Source organism: Bradyrhizobium sp. SZCCHNPS1003 (assembly GCF_032381555.1).
Taxonomy (GTDB): domain Bacteria; phylum Pseudomonadota; class Alphaproteobacteria; order Rhizobiales; family Xanthobacteraceae; genus Bradyrhizobium.
This window is the reverse complement of sequence record NZ_JAUHIU010000029.1, coordinates 19386-35897: the sequence shown is the minus strand read 5'-3', so window position 1 is coordinate 35897 and position 16512 is coordinate 19386. Positions and strand designations below refer to the sequence as shown.

General features: G+C 65.5%; 19 protein-coding genes. 13 read left to right on the top strand and 6 right to left on the bottom strand.

The genetic code is table 11. The features are described from left to right. Positions 1-24: 24 nt before the first annotated feature. From QX126_RS31715 to hemB, 3 genes are all read right to left on the bottom strand, one after another. Complete coding sequence (locus QX126_RS31715) at positions 25-801, bottom strand: arginyltransferase (protein ID WP_315786319.1); 777 nt, start codon at positions 799-801, stop codon at positions 25-27. Between the two features lie 91 nt (positions 802-892). Further along, the gene (locus QX126_RS31710; RefSeq protein WP_315740229.1) at positions 893-1426 is read right to left on the bottom strand and encodes an RDD family protein; all 534 of its coding nucleotides are present in this window, start codon (positions 1424-1426) and stop codon (positions 893-895) included. Positions 1427-1624: 198 nt separating this feature from the next. Continuing rightward, a complete protein-coding gene (gene hemB / locus QX126_RS31705) occupies positions 1625-2686 on the bottom strand; it encodes a porphobilinogen synthase (RefSeq protein WP_315786317.1) in 1062 nt (353 codons plus the stop codon). A 216-nt stretch (positions 2687-2902) separates the two neighbouring features. Between hemB and QX126_RS31700 the strand changes: the two genes are divergently transcribed. The 13 genes from QX126_RS31700 (at position 2903) to QX126_RS31640 (ending at position 14004) form a co-directional block, all read left to right on the top strand. Next, positions 2903-3370, top strand: a complete 468-nt coding sequence (locus QX126_RS31700) for a DUF6163 family protein (protein ID WP_315740227.1) — start codon at positions 2903-2905, stop codon at positions 3368-3370. A 360-nt stretch (positions 3371-3730) separates the two neighbouring features. Beyond that, entirely contained in the window at positions 3731-4243 is a 513-nt protein-coding gene (gene ldtR, locus QX126_RS31695; protein WP_008962376.1) for a transcriptional regulator LdtR, read from the top strand. A 207-nt stretch (positions 4244-4450) separates the two neighbouring features. Continuing rightward, positions 4451-4666: a hypothetical protein gene (locus tag QX126_RS31690; RefSeq protein WP_315740226.1), complete on the top strand. Its 216-nt coding sequence runs from the start codon at positions 4451-4453 to the stop codon at positions 4664-4666. A 26-nt stretch (positions 4667-4692) separates the two neighbouring features. Continuing rightward, positions 4693-4914: a hypothetical protein gene (locus QX126_RS31685; RefSeq protein WP_315711437.1), complete on the top strand. Its 222-nt coding sequence runs from the start codon at positions 4693-4695 to the stop codon at positions 4912-4914. Positions 4915-5277: 363 nt separating this feature from the next. Continuing rightward, positions 5278-5493 (top strand): hypothetical protein, encoded by a 216-nt coding sequence (locus QX126_RS31680; RefSeq protein WP_315786314.1) that lies wholly within the window; start codon positions 5278-5280, stop codon positions 5491-5493. A 184-nt stretch (positions 5494-5677) separates the two neighbouring features. Then, positions 5678-6982 (top strand): serine hydroxymethyltransferase, encoded by a 1305-nt coding sequence (gene glyA / locus QX126_RS31675; RefSeq protein ID WP_315740224.1) that lies wholly within the window; start codon positions 5678-5680, stop codon positions 6980-6982. Between the two features lie 14 nt (positions 6983-6996). After that, a complete protein-coding gene (gene nrdR, locus QX126_RS31670; protein WP_006612773.1) occupies positions 6997-7482 on the top strand; it encodes a transcriptional regulator NrdR in 486 nt (161 codons plus the stop codon). Continuing rightward, positions 7479-8630: a bifunctional diaminohydroxyphosphoribosylaminopyrimidine deaminase/5-amino-6-(5-phosphoribosylamino)uracil reductase RibD gene (gene ribD / locus QX126_RS31665; RefSeq protein WP_315773142.1), complete on the top strand. Its 1152-nt coding sequence runs from the start codon at positions 7479-7481 to the stop codon at positions 8628-8630. The genes nrdR and ribD overlap by 4 nt, the downstream gene beginning before the upstream one ends. Further along, a complete protein-coding gene (locus QX126_RS31660) occupies positions 8630-9238 on the top strand; it encodes a riboflavin synthase (protein ID WP_315773144.1) in 609 nt (202 codons plus the stop codon). Before ribD ends, QX126_RS31660 begins: the two co-directional genes overlap by 1 nt. A gap of 182 nt (positions 9239-9420) precedes the next feature. Further along, a complete protein-coding gene (ribH, locus tag QX126_RS31655; RefSeq protein ID WP_315740221.1) occupies positions 9421-9912 on the top strand; it encodes a 6,7-dimethyl-8-ribityllumazine synthase in 492 nt (163 codons plus the stop codon). A gap of 1 nt (position 9913) precedes the next feature. Next, positions 9914-10423, top strand: coding sequence for a transcription antitermination factor NusB (gene nusB, locus QX126_RS31650; RefSeq protein WP_315740220.1), 510 nt, complete (start codon positions 9914-9916; stop codon positions 10421-10423). A gap of 265 nt (positions 10424-10688) precedes the next feature. Continuing rightward, positions 10689-11681 (top strand): thiamine-phosphate kinase, encoded by a 993-nt coding sequence (thiL, locus tag QX126_RS31645; RefSeq protein WP_315786312.1) that lies wholly within the window; start codon positions 10689-10691, stop codon positions 11679-11681. Positions 11682-11883: 202 nt separating this feature from the next. Further along, entirely contained in the window at positions 11884-14004 is a 2121-nt protein-coding gene (locus QX126_RS31640) for a sodium-translocating pyrophosphatase (RefSeq protein ID WP_315740218.1), read from the top strand. Between the two features lie 83 nt (positions 14005-14087). Here QX126_RS31640 and QX126_RS31635 read toward each other — a convergent pair whose 3' ends face one another. The 3 genes from QX126_RS31635 to QX126_RS31625 form a co-directional block, all read right to left on the bottom strand. After that, entirely contained in the window at positions 14088-14603 is a 516-nt protein-coding gene (locus QX126_RS31635; RefSeq protein ID WP_315786310.1) for a DUF2336 domain-containing protein, read from the bottom strand. After that, the gene (locus QX126_RS31630) at positions 14545-15183 is read right to left on the bottom strand and encodes a DUF2336 domain-containing protein (RefSeq protein ID WP_315786308.1); all 639 of its coding nucleotides are present in this window, start codon (positions 15181-15183) and stop codon (positions 14545-14547) included. Before QX126_RS31630 ends, QX126_RS31635 begins: the two co-directional genes overlap by 59 nt. Before the next feature lie 207 nt (positions 15184-15390). Then, entirely contained in the window at positions 15391-16398 is a 1008-nt protein-coding gene (locus QX126_RS31625) for a tripartite tricarboxylate transporter substrate binding protein (protein ID WP_315740217.1), read from the bottom strand. Positions 16399-16512 lie beyond the last annotated feature (114 nt).

Genomic DNA, 16512 nt, shown 5'->3' with positions numbered 1-16512 from the left:
ACTCCCCTTCGCTATTCGCCTCCTCTAGTCCTGCGGCTCGGGCGCGGTGTCGCCTTCGGCATCCACGCGCAGCCAGCCGGCAGCCGCGAGGCGTTGTTGCGGCAGATAGCGACTCTTGTAGTCCATCTTCTTCGAACCCTCGATCCAGTAGCCCAGATAGACGTAGGGCAGGCCCTGGCGCCGCGCCCGGGCGATGTGGTCGAGGATCATGAAGGTGCCGAGCGAGCGGGTGGTCTCCGAGGGGTCGAAGAACGAGTACACCATCGACAGGCCGTCGCTGAGCACGTCCGTCAGCGCCACTGCGACCAGTTCGCTGCTGCGGGCATTCGGACCGTTGCTCAGATTGCGGCGGCGGTACTCGATGATTCGCGTCTCGACATGGCTGTCCTCGACCATCATGGCGTAATCGAGCACCGTCATGTCGGCCATGCCGCCATGACGATGGCGCTGATCGAGATAGCTGCGGAAGATCGAATATTGCTCGGAGGTCGGCACGGCGCTGCGCTGCTCGCCGACCAGATCGGAATTGCGCGCGAGCACCTTGCGGAAGTTGCGCGAGGGGCGGAATTCGTTGGCGATCACGCGGACGGACACGCAGGCCCGGCATTGGTCGCAGGCCGGCCGGTAAGCGATCGACTGGCTGCGGCGGAAGCCGCCATGGGTCAGGAGGTCGTTGAGATCGGTCGCCTTGTCGCCGACCAGATGCGTGAACACCTTGCGTTCCTGCCGCCCCGGCAGATAGGGGCAGGGCGAGGGCGCGGTCAGGTAGAATTGCGGGGTGTCACGCGAATGCTGGGTCAAGGAACGTCGTGAGCCTCCGAGGCGATCATCAACAGAATTGCGCTCCGGAGGCGGCCGGTCAATCGCTTTTGCAGTGCCACCGGACGTCTCATCAGGTGCGAGCCGGTTCAGTCAGTTGCGAGCGCACGGACGTGTTGATCACGACGGTACCGAGCACGAAATCGTGCAGCAGCCGGCGGCGGCTGTTGAACAGTCCAATCAGCAGCACGAACGGCGACAACGCCGAGACCGAGACCCAGAAGCAGACCGCGTGCACGGCACCGAGCACGAAATAGCCCGGCGCGCCGTACCAGGTCCGTACCTCCAGATCCATCACCCGCATGCCGATCGTCGCCGAGTTCGGCCCGCCGATCGTTGCGCCGTAGTAGACGATGGCCCAGATCACCGCAGCCGGCGACACCAGCCAGAACAACGCCCAGCCGAGACCCAGCGTGACCACGCCGAACACGGCAATGAAGATCACCGCCAGGATCACCGGGACCGAGAGCACCAGGAGATCGATCAGGAACGCAATCATCCGCCGCGTCAGCACGCCGCGAAACAATTCCGGCTGCTGATAGGGATCGTAGGCGTGTGGCCGAGCACCGGGACCGCCATTGCTATCGCCTGAACCCATATACGCCATGAATAAGCCCTCCGGATTGGCACCCAGGACATGGGAACCCCTCTTGCGCTTGCAAGGGCCGTTCGTGCATGGGACGCGGCAAATTTCCGGCTATTTCGCGACTTGTAAGCCAGAACTTCGCGAGCCGGCGGCCCGCGCAGGCGAAAGGAGCGGCGAGCTCAAGGAGCGTGGGGGTCTCGGAAAGATCCTGGCGCCTCCTCAGCGCTGCTGCCGCAGCTGCTCGGCAGCTTGCGGGGCGAAATAGGTGAGCACGCCGTCGGCGCCGGCGCGCTTGAACGCCAGCAGGCTTTCCATCATCGCCCGGTCGCCGTCGATCCAGCCATTGTTGGCGGCGGCCGTGATCATCGCGTATTCGCCCGACACCTGATAGGCGAAGGTCGGCATGCTGAACGTGTCCTTCACGCGCCTGACGACGTCGAGATAGGGCATGCCCGGCTTCACCATCACCATGTCGGCGCCCTCGGCGATGTCGAGCTCGACCTCGCGCAGCGCCTCGTCGGAGTTGGCGCTGTCCATCTGATAGGTGCGCTTGTCGCCGGTCAGCGTCTTGGCCGAGCCGATCGCGTCGCGGAACGGGCCGTAGAAGGCGGAGGCATATTTGGCCGCATAGGCCATGATCTGCACGTCGAGGAAGCCGGCCTGGTCCAGGGCCTGGCGGATCGCGCCGACCCGGCCGTCCATCATGTCCGACGGCGCGATGATGTCGCAGCCGGCCTCGGCCTGGACCAGGGCCTGGCGCACCAGCACGGCGACCGTCTCGTCGTTGAGGATGCGGCCGTCCCGGATCAGGCCGTCATGGCCGTGGCTGGTGAACGGATCGAGCGCGACGTCGCAGAGCACGCCGATCTCCGGGAACTCCTTCTTGATCGCACGCACCGCCTGGCAGACCAAATTGTCCGGGTTGCAGGCCTCGGAGCCGTGCTCGTCGCGCAGCGACGGCTCGGTATAGGGGAACAGCGCAATGCAGGGGATGTCCAGCTTGGCGGCACGCTCGGCATCGCGGACGATCTCGTCCACGCTCAGCCGCTCCACCCCGGGCATCGAGGCGACGGTGCTGCGGGTCCGGTCGCCCTGCACCACGAACAGGGGCCAGATCAGATCGTCCGTCGTGAGCACGTTCTCGCGCACCAGCCGGCGGGCCCATTCAGCTTTGCGGTTGCGGCGGGGACGGATGGTGAGGTCGAGCGCCGGCGTCAGTCCAGTGGCCGGATTGCGCGCGGTGTCGCGCAGGTCGATCGGGCGCCCGAATTTGATCGCCATGAGGGCTGGCTCCTTGCTGACCGGCGAGCCGGATTTTGACTTGTTGTAATTCCAACAATCTGTAGCACTTTGCCTGTCGCCCGTCACTTGACCTGACGCAAGCGGCCCGGTTGATTTCCGGCCCGGTTGATTTCACGGTGCCGGCCGGCCAAGAATCGCCATGCTCCTGGTCTTGAGAGGCCCCAATGACGACCCGCCTGTTCTGCTCGAGCTGCCATGGCTGAGATTCCCTCGGCGCGAGATCTGGCGCGTGACAACGCCGCCATGTCGATTGCCGCCATGTCCTCGGATCGGCGCGAGAGCGACGACAATGTCTGGACGCGGCGGCTCGTGCTGTTCCTGCGGGTCATGGCCATGCTCTCGATCGCCAAGGGCCTTTACCATTGGGCCCAGGTGACCGGCTTCATCGGCGGCGAGGACGACGCGTTCGAGAACCAGGCGATGGCCTGGCAGGCCGCGACGGTCTATTTCGCGGTGATCGAGCTCGTCGCCGCCGTGGGCCTGTGGCTGGCCACGCCGTGGGGCGCGGTGGTGTGGCTCACCACGGTCGTCTCGATGGCGGTCATCGAGCTCATGTTCCCGGGCATCTATGGCGGCAATCTGCTGGTGGTCGCGGGCGAGGCGGTCATGCTCGCCGCCTACCTCGTACTGGCCTGGATGGCGGCCCGGGAGCGGCCACCATAGGTCGTGCGGAAAATTCGTTGCACGCTGTAAATCTTTTCAGCGCGATGCAAGTAATGTTTCGAACACCTTAAGAGCGTCCGCCACAGCTGTTACAGAGACCTTAGCAGCGCTACCCAAGCGTGTTTTGTAATGCGACAGGTGGGTGAAACGAACCGCGAACATCGCCCCTCGACCGTCAACGGACTCTTGCAAAAGCCTCTGTAATTACTGAATTAAAAGAGGATTCACTCTCCGCGATTCATTCTCTCTTTATGCTCTTATTTAAGGCGATCTTCAAAGCACGCCCCTTAAGTTCGTTCTATCAGACGGGACAAAAGTTTCGTCGAATAAGTCGACAAAAACGACGACAGGGGAAGTGTCATGATGAAAGCCGTTGCGACGGCCGTGGAGACTGCTGCGCCGGGCCAGGGCGGCACCGTGCAGTCGCTCTATCTGGAAGCACTGACGCTGGTGGAGCGGCTGCATCGCCGTCTGCTCGACGTCATCAAGGACGAGTTCGACCGCCGTGGTCGTTCCGATATCAATTCGGTCCAGGCGCTGCTGCTCTATAACATCGGCGACAAGGAGCTGACCGCGGGCGAGCTGCGCACGCGCGGCTACTATCTCGGCTCCAACGTCTCCTACAACCTGAAGAAGCTGGTCGAGCTCGGCTTCCTCGATCACCAGCGCTCGCGCGTCGATCGCCGCTCGGTCCGCATCCGCCTGACCCCGCAGGGGCAGGAGATCCGCCGCATCGTCGACTCGCTGTATCAGAAGCACGTCAAGACCGTGGAGCAGGTCGGCGGTATTTCGAGCGAGGAGTTCTCCACGCTCAACAAGTCGCTGCATCGTCTCGAGCGGTTCTGGACCGACCAGATCCTGTATCGCCTCTGAGCCGGTCTCACCGTTTCGGCTGAGCCGGCCTCAGACATCGAGAGCCAAAACCGGACAGCCGTTGATCGTCTGGAAGTCGTTCTTGCGCCGGCCCCTTCGGGCCGGCGTTTTCTTGTTCGCCTTGGCAAAAACCTTGGCAAAAACCCCGGTCCGAATTGGAACCAATCGAGGCTCCTGGGCTTATGTCCCTGGACCGGAGGTCGGACCATGCTGCACGATGCCGGAATGCAAGTCATGAACGTGGCGATGGTTGGGGATGCCTATGCCATCGCCTCCAACTATCTGCGTCTCTCCGGCGAGCTGCCAGAGGAGTTCGCGCCGAACGAGAGACTTGTCGACATCATCGTTCAGCTGATTCACCGCGGAGAATTCAACAAGCTCAAGCTCGCCAACAAGGCGATCTCGATGTTCAAGTCTGCCTGACGGCCTGACGTTCAAGAGGGGATGATATGGAAGCCGCCATCGATCGCATCATGCACACTTACGACCTGCTGGCGAACCGCACCGCCGCGGCGAGCGACGAGGCGCGCCGCAAGGTGAGCGCCTATATCCAGACCTTGTTCGAAGCCGGCGAGCGCGATCCGCACCGCCTGACGGTATGCGGCCTGACCTATCTGCGTCAGCTCGATGGCCGCGTCGATCCGGTGAAGGCGGGCTACACCGGCCTCTGATGTCTTTCGGTGCGGCATTGCTCGCCGCGCGCTTGCCTCACAACCTGTATGAGACCGTCCGGTTTCATGCAGGTTGTTTGTATTTGGGGGGCGATGCATTTGGTGTCCCGAGTCATTGTCGTGGCAGGAATCTTGGCCTTCGCGTGCGGTGAGCTGAGCCTGCCCACGAAGAGTATGGCTGAGACGGTTTAACCCCAGAAGGGACCGAACAGTCGAGAAGCACTGGCCACAATAGGCGCCTGCGCAGCGACGACGATCACGAAAATTGCTGATCGGTTTGATGAGCCGCTGTCGCCTACCCCGTTCAAGCGCGGCGAGAAGCGCGGCAAGTATGGTGATCCCATTATGGATCCGGGGAGGCACGTGCTGTACCAGAGCGGTGCCGAGCAGATCGACGCAGAGTGGAACGCCGCCGTGGCCCATTCCAAACTGGGCGATCCCGTGCGTCTCTGCACCGTCTGGAAGCCGAAGCAATGCCCGCCCGGCGATGATCGGGGGCAAGTCTACAAGGCGACCAATCTCCGGACCAAGGAAACGTGGCAGATGTCGGAAAGCTGGCACTCCTGCGGCGGGGCTTGAGCAGGGCTTGCACCGGACCTCGTCCACCATATCTGGCGCAAATATCCGGTTTGACCCGCAACCGCTTGGCCTGTCCCTTGGCCTGCCGCCGCCCATATGGTAAGGGCAGGGGTCTTTTCCGACCGACTTCACTGAACCGACCGCAGGCCACCTAAGGCCTTGCGGACGTGGAGATATTCCGCCGATGACCGCTTCCAGCGCCAAGCCCGCCTCGTCAGTCGATTCCTTCTTCTCCGCCACCCTGGCCGAGGCCGATCCCGAAATCGCCGCCGCCATCAAGGGTGAACTCGGTCGGCAACGGCACGAGATCGAGCTGATCGCCTCGGAAAACATCGTCAGCCGGGCGGTCCTGGAGGCCCAGGGCTCGGTGATGACCAACAAGTACGCGGAAGGGTATCCGGGCGCGCGCTATTATGGCGGCTGCGAATGGGTCGACGTCGCCGAGAACCTCGCGATCGACCGCGCCAAGAAGCTGTTCGGCGCCAATTTCGCCAATGTCCAGCCGAACTCCGGCAGCCAGATGAACCAGGCCGTGTTCCTGGCGCTCCTGCAGCCCGGCGACACCTTCATGGGCCTCGACCTCGCCGCCGGCGGCCATCTCACCCACGGCTCGCCGGTCAACATGTCCGGCAAGTGGTTCAAGGCCGCGCACTACACGGTCCGCCGCGACGATCATCTGATCGACATGGATGCGGTCGCCAAGCAGGCCGAGGAGGTCAAGCCGAAGCTGATCATCGCCGGTGGCAGCGCCTACTCGCGCCCGTGGGACTTCAAGCGCTTCCGCGAGATCGCAGACCACGTCGGAGCCTACCTCCTGGTCGACATGGCGCACTTCGCCGGTCTCGTCGCCGGCGGCGTACATGCCTCGCCGGTGCCGCATGCCCACGTCACGACGACCACGACCCACAAATCGCTGCGTGGCCCGCGCGGCGGCCTGATCCTCTGGAACGACGAGGCGCTGACCAAGAAGCTGAACTCGGCGATCTTCCCGGGCCTGCAGGGCGGTCCGCTGATGCATGTGATCGCGGCCAAGGCGGTGGCCTTCGCCGAGGCGCTGCGGCCGGAGTTCAAGACTTACGCGAAGAACATCGTCGAGAACGCGAAGGCGCTGGCGGAATCGCTGCGCGCGCACGGCTTCGACATCGTCTCCGGCGGCACCGACAACCATTTGATGCTGGTCGACCTCCGGCCCAAGGCCCTGAAGGGCAACGTTTCGGAGAAGGCGCTGGTCCGCGCCGGCATCACCTGCAACAAGAACGGCATCCCGTTCGACCCCGAGAAGCCGTTCGTCACCTCGGGCCTGCGCCTCGGCACCCCCGCGGCGACCACCCGCGGCTTCGGCGTCGCCGAATTCCAGCAGGTCGGCAGCCTGATCGCCGAGGTGCTCAACGCGATCGCGCAGGCCCCGGACGGCAGCGCGCCGCTGGTGGAAGCTGCGGTCAAGGAGAAGGTCAAGGCGCTGACCGACCGGTTCCCGATCTATCAGTAAGGCTTGAAGCCACAATGCGCTGCCCGAGCTGCAACAGCCTCGATACGCAGGTGAAGGACTCCCGCCCCACCGAGGATTCCTCGGTGATCCGGCGGCGGCGGGTCTGCGTCACCTGCAATTTCCGCTTCACGACCTTCGAGCGGGTGCAGCTGCGCGAACTGACCGTGATCAAGCGCAACGGCCGCCGCGTGCCGTTCGACCGCGACAAGCTGATGCGCTCGGTGCAGATCTCCTTGCGCAAGCGCTCGGTCGATCCGGAGCGGGTCGAGAAGATGGTCTCGGCGATCGTGCGCGAGCTCGAGAGCGGCGGTGAGTCGGAGGTGTCCTCGGAGGCGATCGGCGAGATCGTGATGGAGCATCTGCGCGATCTCGACGACGTGGCCTATGTCCGCTTCGCCTCGGTCTACCGCAATTTCCGCGAGGCCAAGGATTTCGAGGCCGTGCTCGGCGAGCTCTCGGCGGAGGACGAAGCACCGCGCCTCGCGCCGGTCCGCAAATGATCTTCCGGGTTCTGGTCGATCAGGTCGGCGAGAAGCTGAAGGCTCAGAAAGACGCCGACCGCCGCTTCATGCAGCTGGCGCTGACGCTCGGCCGCCGCGGGTTGGGGCGGACCTGGCCCAATCCCGCCGTCGGTGCCGTGGTGGTCAAGGACGGCGTGATCGTCGGCCGCGGCTGGACCCAGCCCGGTGGACGTCCTCATGGCGAGCCCGAGGCGCTGCGCCGTGCCGGGGAGGCAGCCAAAGGCGCCACGCTCTACGTGACGCTGGAGCCGTGCTCGCATGTCGGCAAGTCGCCGCCTTGCGTGGACGCGGTTATCGCAGCCGGAATCAGCCGCGTCGTCTCGGCGATCGAGGATCCCAATCCGGAGGTCGCAGGGCAGGGACATGCGAAGCTCCGCGCTGCCGGCATCCAGGTCGAGGTCGGCCTCTGCTCGGCGGACGCCAAGCGCGACCATTCGGGTCATTTCCGACGCATCCGCGACGGGCGGCCGCATGTGATCCTGAAGCTTGCCGTCTCGGCCGACGACAAGATTGCAGCCGCGGGCAACACGCCGGTCGCGATCACCGGCGAAGCGGCGCGGACGCGCGTGCATGTGTTGCGTGCCCAGAGCGACGCGATCCTGATCGGCGTGCGCACCGCGATCGCCGACGATCCGCTGCTGACCTGCCGGCTGCCCGGCATGGAATCCCGCTCGCCGGTCCGTGTCGTGCTCGACCCCGTCCTGCGCCTCCCGACCGCCAGCCGTCTGGTGCAGTCAGCGCGGACGACGCCGCTTTGGCTCGTTGCCTCTGAGGTGGCGGAGCCCGCCGCAGCGACCAAGCTGGGGGCCGCCGGCGCGCAGGTGATCCGCCTGCCGCCGCAGGTCGCACCGTCGGCACTGGAGCCACCCGCCGTGCTCAAGGCGCTCGCCGAGAAGGGCATCACCCGTTTGATGATCGAAGGCGGCAGCCGCGTCGCATCATCTTTCATGGCAAGTGGCCTGGTCGATGAAATCTGGCTGCTGCGTGGTCCCGGGGAGATCGGAGCGGACGGGATCGCTGCGCTGGATGCATTGCCGCTGACCGCAATCACGCAGTCGCCGGCCTATCGCGTTCGTGCTAGCGAAACGCTCGATCCCGACACCCTTACGATTTACGAGCGCGCGTAATGTTTACCGGCATCGTCACCGACATCGGCGAGATCGTCAGCCTGACGCCGCGGACCGAGGGCAAGCTGCACCGGCTGCGCATCGCCTGCAGCTACGACCAGGCCACGATCGCCGATGGCGCGTCCATCGCCAACAACGGCGTCTGCCTCACGGTCGTGCAGTCGGGCCTCACCGACGGCAAGACCTGGTTCGAGGTCGATGCCGCCGCGGAGACGCTGGCGCTGACCACGGCCAAGCACTGGCGCGTCGGAACGAAGCTGAACCTGGAGCGGGCGCTGAAGATCGGCGACGAACTCGGCGGTCACATCGTCTCGGGTCATGTCGACGGCATCGCGACCATCGTCAGCCGCGACGACCTGCCTGATATGGCGCGGTTCGTGCTGAAGACAACGCGGGATCTGGCGCGCTTCATCGCCACCAAGGGCTCAGTCACCCTCGACGGCGTCTCGCTCACGGTCAACACCGTCGACGAACTGGCCTTCTCGGTGCTGATCATTCCGCATACGCTGTCGGTCACCACGCTGTCGTCCTGGCAGGCCGGCAGCGAGGTCAATATCGAGGTCGACCTGATGGCGCGCTATGCCGCGCGCCTTACGGAAATGAAGTAGCCTCGAAGGGGGCTTTCCGTCTTGGCTTTGCGGGCGCTGGCGCCTACAAGGCCAGCCCTGATTGCGAGGAGGCGCTGATGTGTCGTCTCGCTGCATGAGGCCGATTTCATCTCGCCCTTCGCGAGGCGGCCGGATGGCCGCTCCCTTGGGACGAGGCACCTGAAGACAATGGAAACAGAACCATGGCAGACGCACGGCGCGCGCCGCTCAAAGACCAGACCGACATCTCCGGCGCCCGGGCGCTGATCGTCGAGGCCCGCTTCTACGACGACCTTCAGGATGCCCTGCTGGAGGGCGCCACCGCCGAGCTGAAGGCGGCGGGCGTGGGCTATGATGTTCTCACGGTCACCGGATCGTTGGAGATTCCGGCGACCATTGCCATTGCGCTCGATGCGGCCGCCAAGAACGGCAAGCCCTATGATGCGGCGATCGCGCTCGGTTGCGTCATCCGCGGCGACACCATCCATTTCGAGATCGTGTCGCAGGAGTCCTCGCGGGCGCTGATGGACCTGTCGGTGGCGCGCGGCCTACCGCTCGGCAACGGCATCCTGACGGTCAACACCGAGGACCAGGCCTGGGCGCGCGCCCGCGTCTCGGAAATGAACAAGGGCGGCGATGCTGCGCGGGCCGCGCTCGCCGTGCTGCGCATCAAACGCCGTCTGGCGCGAGGCTGAGATGGCCGAGAGCAGCAACAAACCGTTCAAGGGCCCGGTCAGAGCAAACGATCGGAAGGCCAACCGGCGCGGCGCGGCGCGGCTTGCCGCCGTGCAGGCGCTCTACCAGATGGACATCGCCGGCGCCGGCATCAACGACGTGCTGGCCGAGTTCGAGAGCCACTGGCTCGGCAACGAGGTCGAGGGCGAGCAGTATCTGCCGGCCGAGGCCGCCTTCTTCCGCGACATCGTCTCCGGCGTGGTGCGCGACCAGACCAAGATCGATCCCGTGCTCGATACGGCGCTGGAGCGCGGCTGGCCGCTGCAGCGGATCGAGGCGATCTTGCGCGCGGTGCTGCGTGCCGGCGCCTATGAGCTGGAGCGGCGCAAGGACATTCCGGCGCGGGTCGTCGTGTCCGAATATGTCGACATCGCCCATGCCTTCGTCGAGCGCGACGAGACCGGCATGGTCAACGCCGTGCTGGAGCAACTCGCCCGGCAATACCGAGCCGACGAGATGGGGCCGAAGTAGCGATGGGGGGCGCCGGAGCACGATCGCTGCGAACCGGCGCGATGCCAGTCTCTTTCCTCGACTGTCATCACCCGCGACGGCGGGTGATCCCGTATTCCAGAGACGTTCAAGGGATACGGAAGGGCTGCGGCGTACTGGATCGCCCGGTCCCGTCTTCGCCTTACGGCTTCGACGCAGCGACTGATGCGAGGGCGCGCCGCAGCTTTAGCGAAGGCGGCGAGCCGGGCGATGACAGCAGAGTGTGCAAAGTGTGGGGGACGAGCGCGTGACCCACAACCCCTCCGGCGAAGACTCCCTGATCGCTCGCTATTTCAAGCCGCTGGCGACCGACCCCGGCGCCTTCGGCCTCATCGACGATGCCGCGATCATTCCGGCCAATGGTGACGACATCGTCGTCAAGACCGACGCCATCGTCGAAGGCGTCCATTATCTCGCCAACGATCCCCCCGACACCATCGCGCGCAAGGCGCTGCGGGTGAACCTGTCCGATCTCGCCGCCAAGGGCGCCGTGCCCACCGGCTTCGTCCTGACGCTGGCGCTGCGCGAGAAGGACGAGGCGTGGCTGTCGGAGTTCGCGCGTGGCCTCGGCGAGGACGCGGCTGCGTTCGGCTGTCCGCTGCTCGGTGGCGACACCGTGTCGACGCCGGGTCCCGTGATGATCTCGATCGCAGCCTGGGGGCGGGTGCCTAGGGGCCGGATGGTGCATCGCTTCGGGGCGCGTCCCGGCGACCGGGTGATGGTCACGGGAACGATCGGTGATGCCGCGCTCGGCCTGCGCATCCTGACGGGCACAGCGGAGGCCGCGGCGCTGGCCGACGATCCCGCCGCGCGGGATATGCTGATCGGTCGTTATCGCACGCCGCAGCCACGCAATGCGCTGGCCGCGGCCGTGAGAGACTACGCGACCGCCTCGATGGACGTCTCCGATGGCCTCGCGGGCGACCTGATCAAGCTCTGCGCCGCCTCTTCCGTGAGCGCCGACATCGCGCTGTCACACATTCCACGATCGCCGGCAGCGGCGAAGCTGCTCGCTGTCGGGGCCGCGCAGCTTGAAAGCATGATCTCCGGCGGCGACGATTACGAGATCCTCTGCACTGTTCCCGCAGCGCAATGCGCAGCGTTCCGTGCTGCAGCCGAGACGGCGGGCGTAGCCGTTACCGACATCGGCGCCATGGTCGAAGGAACGCGAGCCCCGCGCTTCCTGGACGGGCAGGGCCGTCCCGTCACACTGACGCGCTTGTCCTTCAGCCACTTCTGACACCTATTTGCACCGCACAATGCGACCAAAGAAGCGTCTGAATTTGGAGCGGTTCAGGCGTCGCGGCGTTGCGTCATCATGGCGATTTTGGCAAGCTTCATGATGTTCGAGGCGGCTCCGCCCGGGGCGGCCTGACAGGGGGCGTGCGTCGCACCATCGCGGCGTGACGTAGTTAGAAAAAGCAAAGAGCCGAGGAAACTAAATGTCAGCTTTATGGGTGATCGTGCTCTGCGGAGCGCTGTCGATCGTCTATGCGATCTGGGCCACACAATCGGTGCTCAGCGCGGACGCCGGCAATGCGCGCATGCAGGAAATCGCGGCGGCCGTGCGTGAGGGCGCGCAGGCCTATCTTCGCCGCCAATACATGACGATCGGAATCGTCGGTGTCGTGATCTTCGTGCTCCTTGCGTATTTCCTCGGAATGCTCGTCGCGATCGGCTTTGCGATCGGCGCGATCCTCTCCGGCGCGGCCGGCTTCATCGGCATGAACGTGTCGGTGCGCGCCAACGTCCGCACGGCACAGGCGGCCATCACCTCGCTCGCCGGCGGCCTCGAACTCGCCTTCAAGGCCGGCGCCATCACCGGTCTGCTCGTGGCCGGTCTCGCGCTGCTCGGTGTCACCATCTATTTCGGCATCCTGACCGGCTTCATGAAGCTCGCGCCGGACAGCCGCACCGTGATCGACGCGCTGGTCGCGCTCGGCTTCGGTGCCTCGCTGATCTCGATCTTCGCCCGTCTCGGCGGCGGCATCTTCACCAAGGGCGCCGACGTCGGCGGTGATCTCGTCGGCAAGGTCGAAGCCGGCATCCCGGAGGACGATCCGCGCAACCCCGCGACCATCGCCGACAACGTCGGCGACAACGTCGGTGACTGCGCCGGCATGGCCGCCGACCTGTTCGAGACCTACGCGGTGACCGCGGTCGCCACCATGGTCCTGGCGGCCATCTTCTTCGCCAAGTCGTCGCTGTTGACCAACATGATGACCCTGCCGCTCGCCATCGGCGGCATCTGCATCATCACCTCGATCGCAGGCACCTTCTTCGTCAAGCTCGGCGCCAGCCAGTCGATCATGGGCGCGCTCTACAAGGGCCTGATTGCGACCGGCGTCCTCTCGCTCGGTGGCGTGGCGCTGGCCATCGCCTGGCTGATCGGCTTCGGCAAGCTCGACGGCGTCGACTACACCGGCACGGCGCTGTTCATGTGCGGCGTGGTCGGCCTGGTCGTCACCGGCCTCATCATCTGGATCACCGAATACTACACCGGCACCGACTTCCGCCCGGTGAAGTCGATTGCGGCGGCCTCGGTGACCGGTCACGGCACCAACGTCATCCAGGGTCTCGCCATCTCGATGGAATCGACCGCGCTGCCCGCGATCGTCATCATCGCCGGCATCCTGGTCACTTATAGCCTGGCCGGCCTGTTCGGCATCGCGATCGCCACCACGACCATGCTCGCTTTGGCCGGCATGATCGTCGCGCTCGACGCCTTCGGCCCGGTCACCGACAATGCCGGCGGCATCGCCGAGATGGCCGGTCTGCCGAAGGAGGTCCGCAAGTCGACCGACGCGCTCGACGCGGTCGGCAACACTACCAAGGCGGTCACCAAGGGCTACGCGATCGGCTCGGCCGGTCTCGGCGCGCTGGTGCTGTTCGCGGCCTATAACCAGGACCTCCAGTTCTTCATCGCGGATTCGGCGCACCATCCCTATTTCGCGGGGATCAAGCCGGACTTCTCGCTGAACAACCCTTATGTCGTGGTTGGTCTGCTGTTCGGCGGCCTGCTGCCGTATCTGTTCGGCGCGATGGGCATGACCGCGGTCGGCCGTGCGGCCGGCGCGATCGTCGAGGAGGTGCGGCGTCAGTTCCGCGAGAAGCCGGGCATCATGCAGGGCACCGACAAGCCTGACTACGGTAAGGCGGTTGACCTGCTGACCAAGGCGGCGATCAAGGAGATGATCATCCCCTCGCTGCTGCCGGTGCTGTCGCCAATCGTCGTGTACTTCCTGATCTACGCCATCGCGGGCGGCGGCGCAGCCGGCAAGTCGGCGGCGTTCTCGGCCGTCGGCGCCATGCTGCTCGGCGTCATCGTCACCGGCCTGTTCGTCGCGATCTCGATGACCTCGGGCGGCGGCGCCTGGGACAACGCCAAGAAGTACATCGAGGACGGCCACTACGGCGGCAAGGGGTCGGATGCTCACAAGGCGGCGGTGACGGGTGACACTGTCGGCGACCCCTACAAGGACACGGCCGGCCCCGCGGTGAACCCGATGATCAAGATCACCAACATCGTGGCCCTGCTGCTGCTGGCGATCCTCGCGCACTGAGCGGGGCGATGTCCTGACCAATAAAAACCCCGCGGCGCGAGCCGCGGGGTCTTTCATTGTCTCTCGTTGTGTCGTGACGCCATCTATTCCGCCGCGCGCTGCCGCGTCCGATACGACTGCAGCGTGCTCTGCGCGGTTCGCGGCTGCATTTGCGAGAAGCTCGCCAGATGCTGGTCGAGCTGTGGGCGTGCGCTGCCGCTGGCATGCGCCTGCATGAACAGCAGCGTCGTGGTGGTGACCCAGGACAGGTCGAACGCCTTGGCGAGCACCAGGAGCTGATCTGGCTGGTTGCGCACGAAGGCGCGCTCGACCACGTCGAGCGGCAGCTTGCACATCAGGGACAGCGCCAGCGTGACCTTGTCGAAGCTGCCTTCCTTGGCGAAGCCGTGCAGCTGCGCCTCGTGGAGCTGGCCGGTCGCGTGCAGCAGCTCGACATAGTCCTTGGCGGTGACGAAATCGGCCGAGCGCGTCCGCGCGGCGGCCTGCAGATGATCCGAAGCCTGCGCCACGGCGAGCTCGACGATCTCGGCCCGCGCCGCATCAGCGCTGGCGAGCTGGCTGCGCACCGCGTCGGAGGCTTCGACGAACAGCCGGACCAAGCACCTCGCGTGGGCTGTCGGGTCGGCTCCAGAGCTTCAAGGCGAGGCCGGGATCTTCGGATGCCTTCGTCACCAGGCCGGAGAAGCCGTGATCGGAGAAGCGCGCGCCGCCATTGTTGGCGGTGTTCGAAACGACGGCCTGATTGCCGCGATCGACCAGAACGTCGGTGACGGATTCCGTGAGGATCTTGCGGTCGGAGATCGCGAGCAGATGCTCCTGGCCCCGGGTCTGCGCGGTCGCGACCAGGGTCTCGTCGTCGAGCCGTTCGCTCTGGCGCAGCACGGAACCTGCCACCGCGATCGTCTCGTCGCTGGCGAGCAGACGGAGCAGCCGCGGCGGTGCGTCAGGCAGCATCGCGAGCCGGCTGCCGAGCTGCGCCCGCGCCGCAATGGCGACGTTGTCGAGCAGCTTGAACAGCACGTGGTCGAACAGATCGACATGTTCTTCGGTGAACTTGCCCGAGCCCACGACGAACAGGTCGGTGACGCGCTCCAGGATCTCGGCGCGCCGCGACACGTATCGGCTGGCGAGAATGTCTTCGAGCTGGTGGAGAACGCTGTTGGGCAAGGCACGGCTCATGCGATGGACATCGCCGGCGCCTGCCCCTCGGACGGTGATCGGACCGCATCCACGCGAGGTCGTCGGCCCGGCATCGGCTGATGGTATCTCGCAACCAGATCAAGGACGCGCGGCCGCCATCTATCGCACCATCCCGCTTAAGGTGCCGTTACACCACGAACCCTATTCCAATGCTCCACCGAGACGCGGCGCCGCCGGGCCCAGGGGCTACTTCACGTCCATCTGCAGGCCTTCCTTCTGGATGATCGACGCGAACTTGGCTGTCTCGGCCTGGACGAAGTCGCCGAACTGCTGCGGCGTGCCGTAGTCGGCGCGGGCGCCCATGGCCGCGATGTTCTTAGCGATGTCCTCGCGCTCCAGCATCGCCTTGACCTGCAGGTTGAGCGTGCTGACGATCTCCGGCGGGCAGGCCTTGGGCAGGAACACGCCGAACCAGGACGACACGTCGAACTTGGCCAGCTCCGGCGCGCTTTCGCGCATCGTCGGCAGGTCGGGCGCATTGGCGCTGCGCTCCGGCGTCGTCACGCACAGGCCGGTCAGCTTGCCGTCCTGCACCTGCGGCAGCGACGGAAACAGATTGTCGAACAGGATCTGGATGTCGCCGGCGAGCGCGGCCTGCAGCGCGGGGCCGGCGCCGCGGAACGGGATGTGCGTCATCTTCAACCCGGTGAGCTGCAGGAACCAGGCGCCGGTGAGATGCGGGCTCTGGCCGACGCCTGACGAGCCGTAGTTGAGCTTGTCGGGATTGGCCTTGAGGTAGGCGATCAGCTCGGGGATCGACTTGATCCCGGTCGACGGATGCGCCGAGACGATGTTCGGGATGCGGATCATGTTGGACACCGCCTGCAGCTGATCCGGCTTGTAGGCGAGGTTGCGGAAGATCGAATAGGCGATCGCGTTGGGACCGGGATTGCCGATCAGGATCGTGTACCCGTCCCCCTTGGTGTTACGCGCGACCTCGGCGGTGCCGATCGTGCCGCCACCGCCGGAGCGATTCTCGACCACCGCCGATTGTCCCCAAACCGTCTGCAGATGCGCGGCCAGCAGCCGTCCCATCACGTCGGTGCTGCCGCCGGGCGCGGCGGGCACGATCAGCTTGATCGTCTCGGTCGGACGCCAGTCGGCGAGACTCGTGCGCGGCAGAATGGCGGCGGTCGACAGCGCTGCGGCTCCGGACAGAAGCCTGCGGCGCGACAGCGCGATGCAATGAGCCAATGATTCCTCCCTGCTCTTGTTTTGCAGCAGGGTAGGGAAGATTGCAGCGCCAGAGCAAGCAGGCCAATTGCGCGCGAGCTGCGCAATTCAGCGCAGCGGTCCGGCTTTGTGCCG

Bases quoted from the DNA above. Each gene is read 5' to 3' on its own strand.
- QX126_RS31700 (WP_315740227.1), top strand. From the start codon at position 2,903: ATGGCTGAGATTCCCTCGGCGCGAGATCTGGCGCGTGACAACGCCGCC.
- QX126_RS31690 (WP_315740226.1), top strand. From the start codon at position 4,451: ATGCTGCACGATGCCGGAATGCAAGTCATGAACGTGGCGATGGTTGGG.
- QX126_RS31630 (WP_315786308.1), bottom strand. From the start codon at position 15,183: ATGAGCCGTGCCTTGCCCAACAGCGTTCTCCACCAGCTCGAAGACATT.
- glyA (WP_315740224.1), top strand. From the start codon at position 5,678: ATGACCGCTTCCAGCGCCAAGCCCGCCTCGTCAGTCGATTCCTTCTTC.
- hemB (WP_315786317.1), bottom strand. From the start codon at position 2,686: ATGGCGATCAAATTCGGGCGCCCGATCGACCTGCGCGACACCGCGCGC.
- ldtR (WP_008962376.1), top strand. From the start codon at position 3,731: ATGATGAAAGCCGTTGCGACGGCCGTGGAGACTGCTGCGCCGGGCCAG.
- QX126_RS31660 (WP_315773144.1), top strand. From the start codon at position 8,630: ATGTTTACCGGCATCGTCACCGACATCGGCGAGATCGTCAGCCTGACG.
- ribH (WP_315740221.1), top strand. From the start codon at position 9,421: ATGGCAGACGCACGGCGCGCGCCGCTCAAAGACCAGACCGACATCTCC.
- nrdR (WP_006612773.1), top strand. From the start codon at position 6,997: ATGCGCTGCCCGAGCTGCAACAGCCTCGATACGCAGGTGAAGGACTCC.
- nusB (WP_315740220.1), top strand. From the start codon at position 9,914: ATGGCCGAGAGCAGCAACAAACCGTTCAAGGGCCCGGTCAGAGCAAAC.
- QX126_RS31710 (WP_315740229.1), bottom strand. From the start codon at position 1,426: ATGGCGTATATGGGTTCAGGCGATAGCAATGGCGGTCCCGGTGCTCGG.
- ribD (WP_315773142.1), top strand. From the start codon at position 7,479: ATGATCTTCCGGGTTCTGGTCGATCAGGTCGGCGAGAAGCTGAAGGCT.
- QX126_RS31640 (WP_315740218.1), top strand. From the start codon at position 11,884: ATGTCAGCTTTATGGGTGATCGTGCTCTGCGGAGCGCTGTCGATCGTC.
- QX126_RS31685 (WP_315711437.1), top strand. From the start codon at position 4,693: ATGGAAGCCGCCATCGATCGCATCATGCACACTTACGACCTGCTGGCG.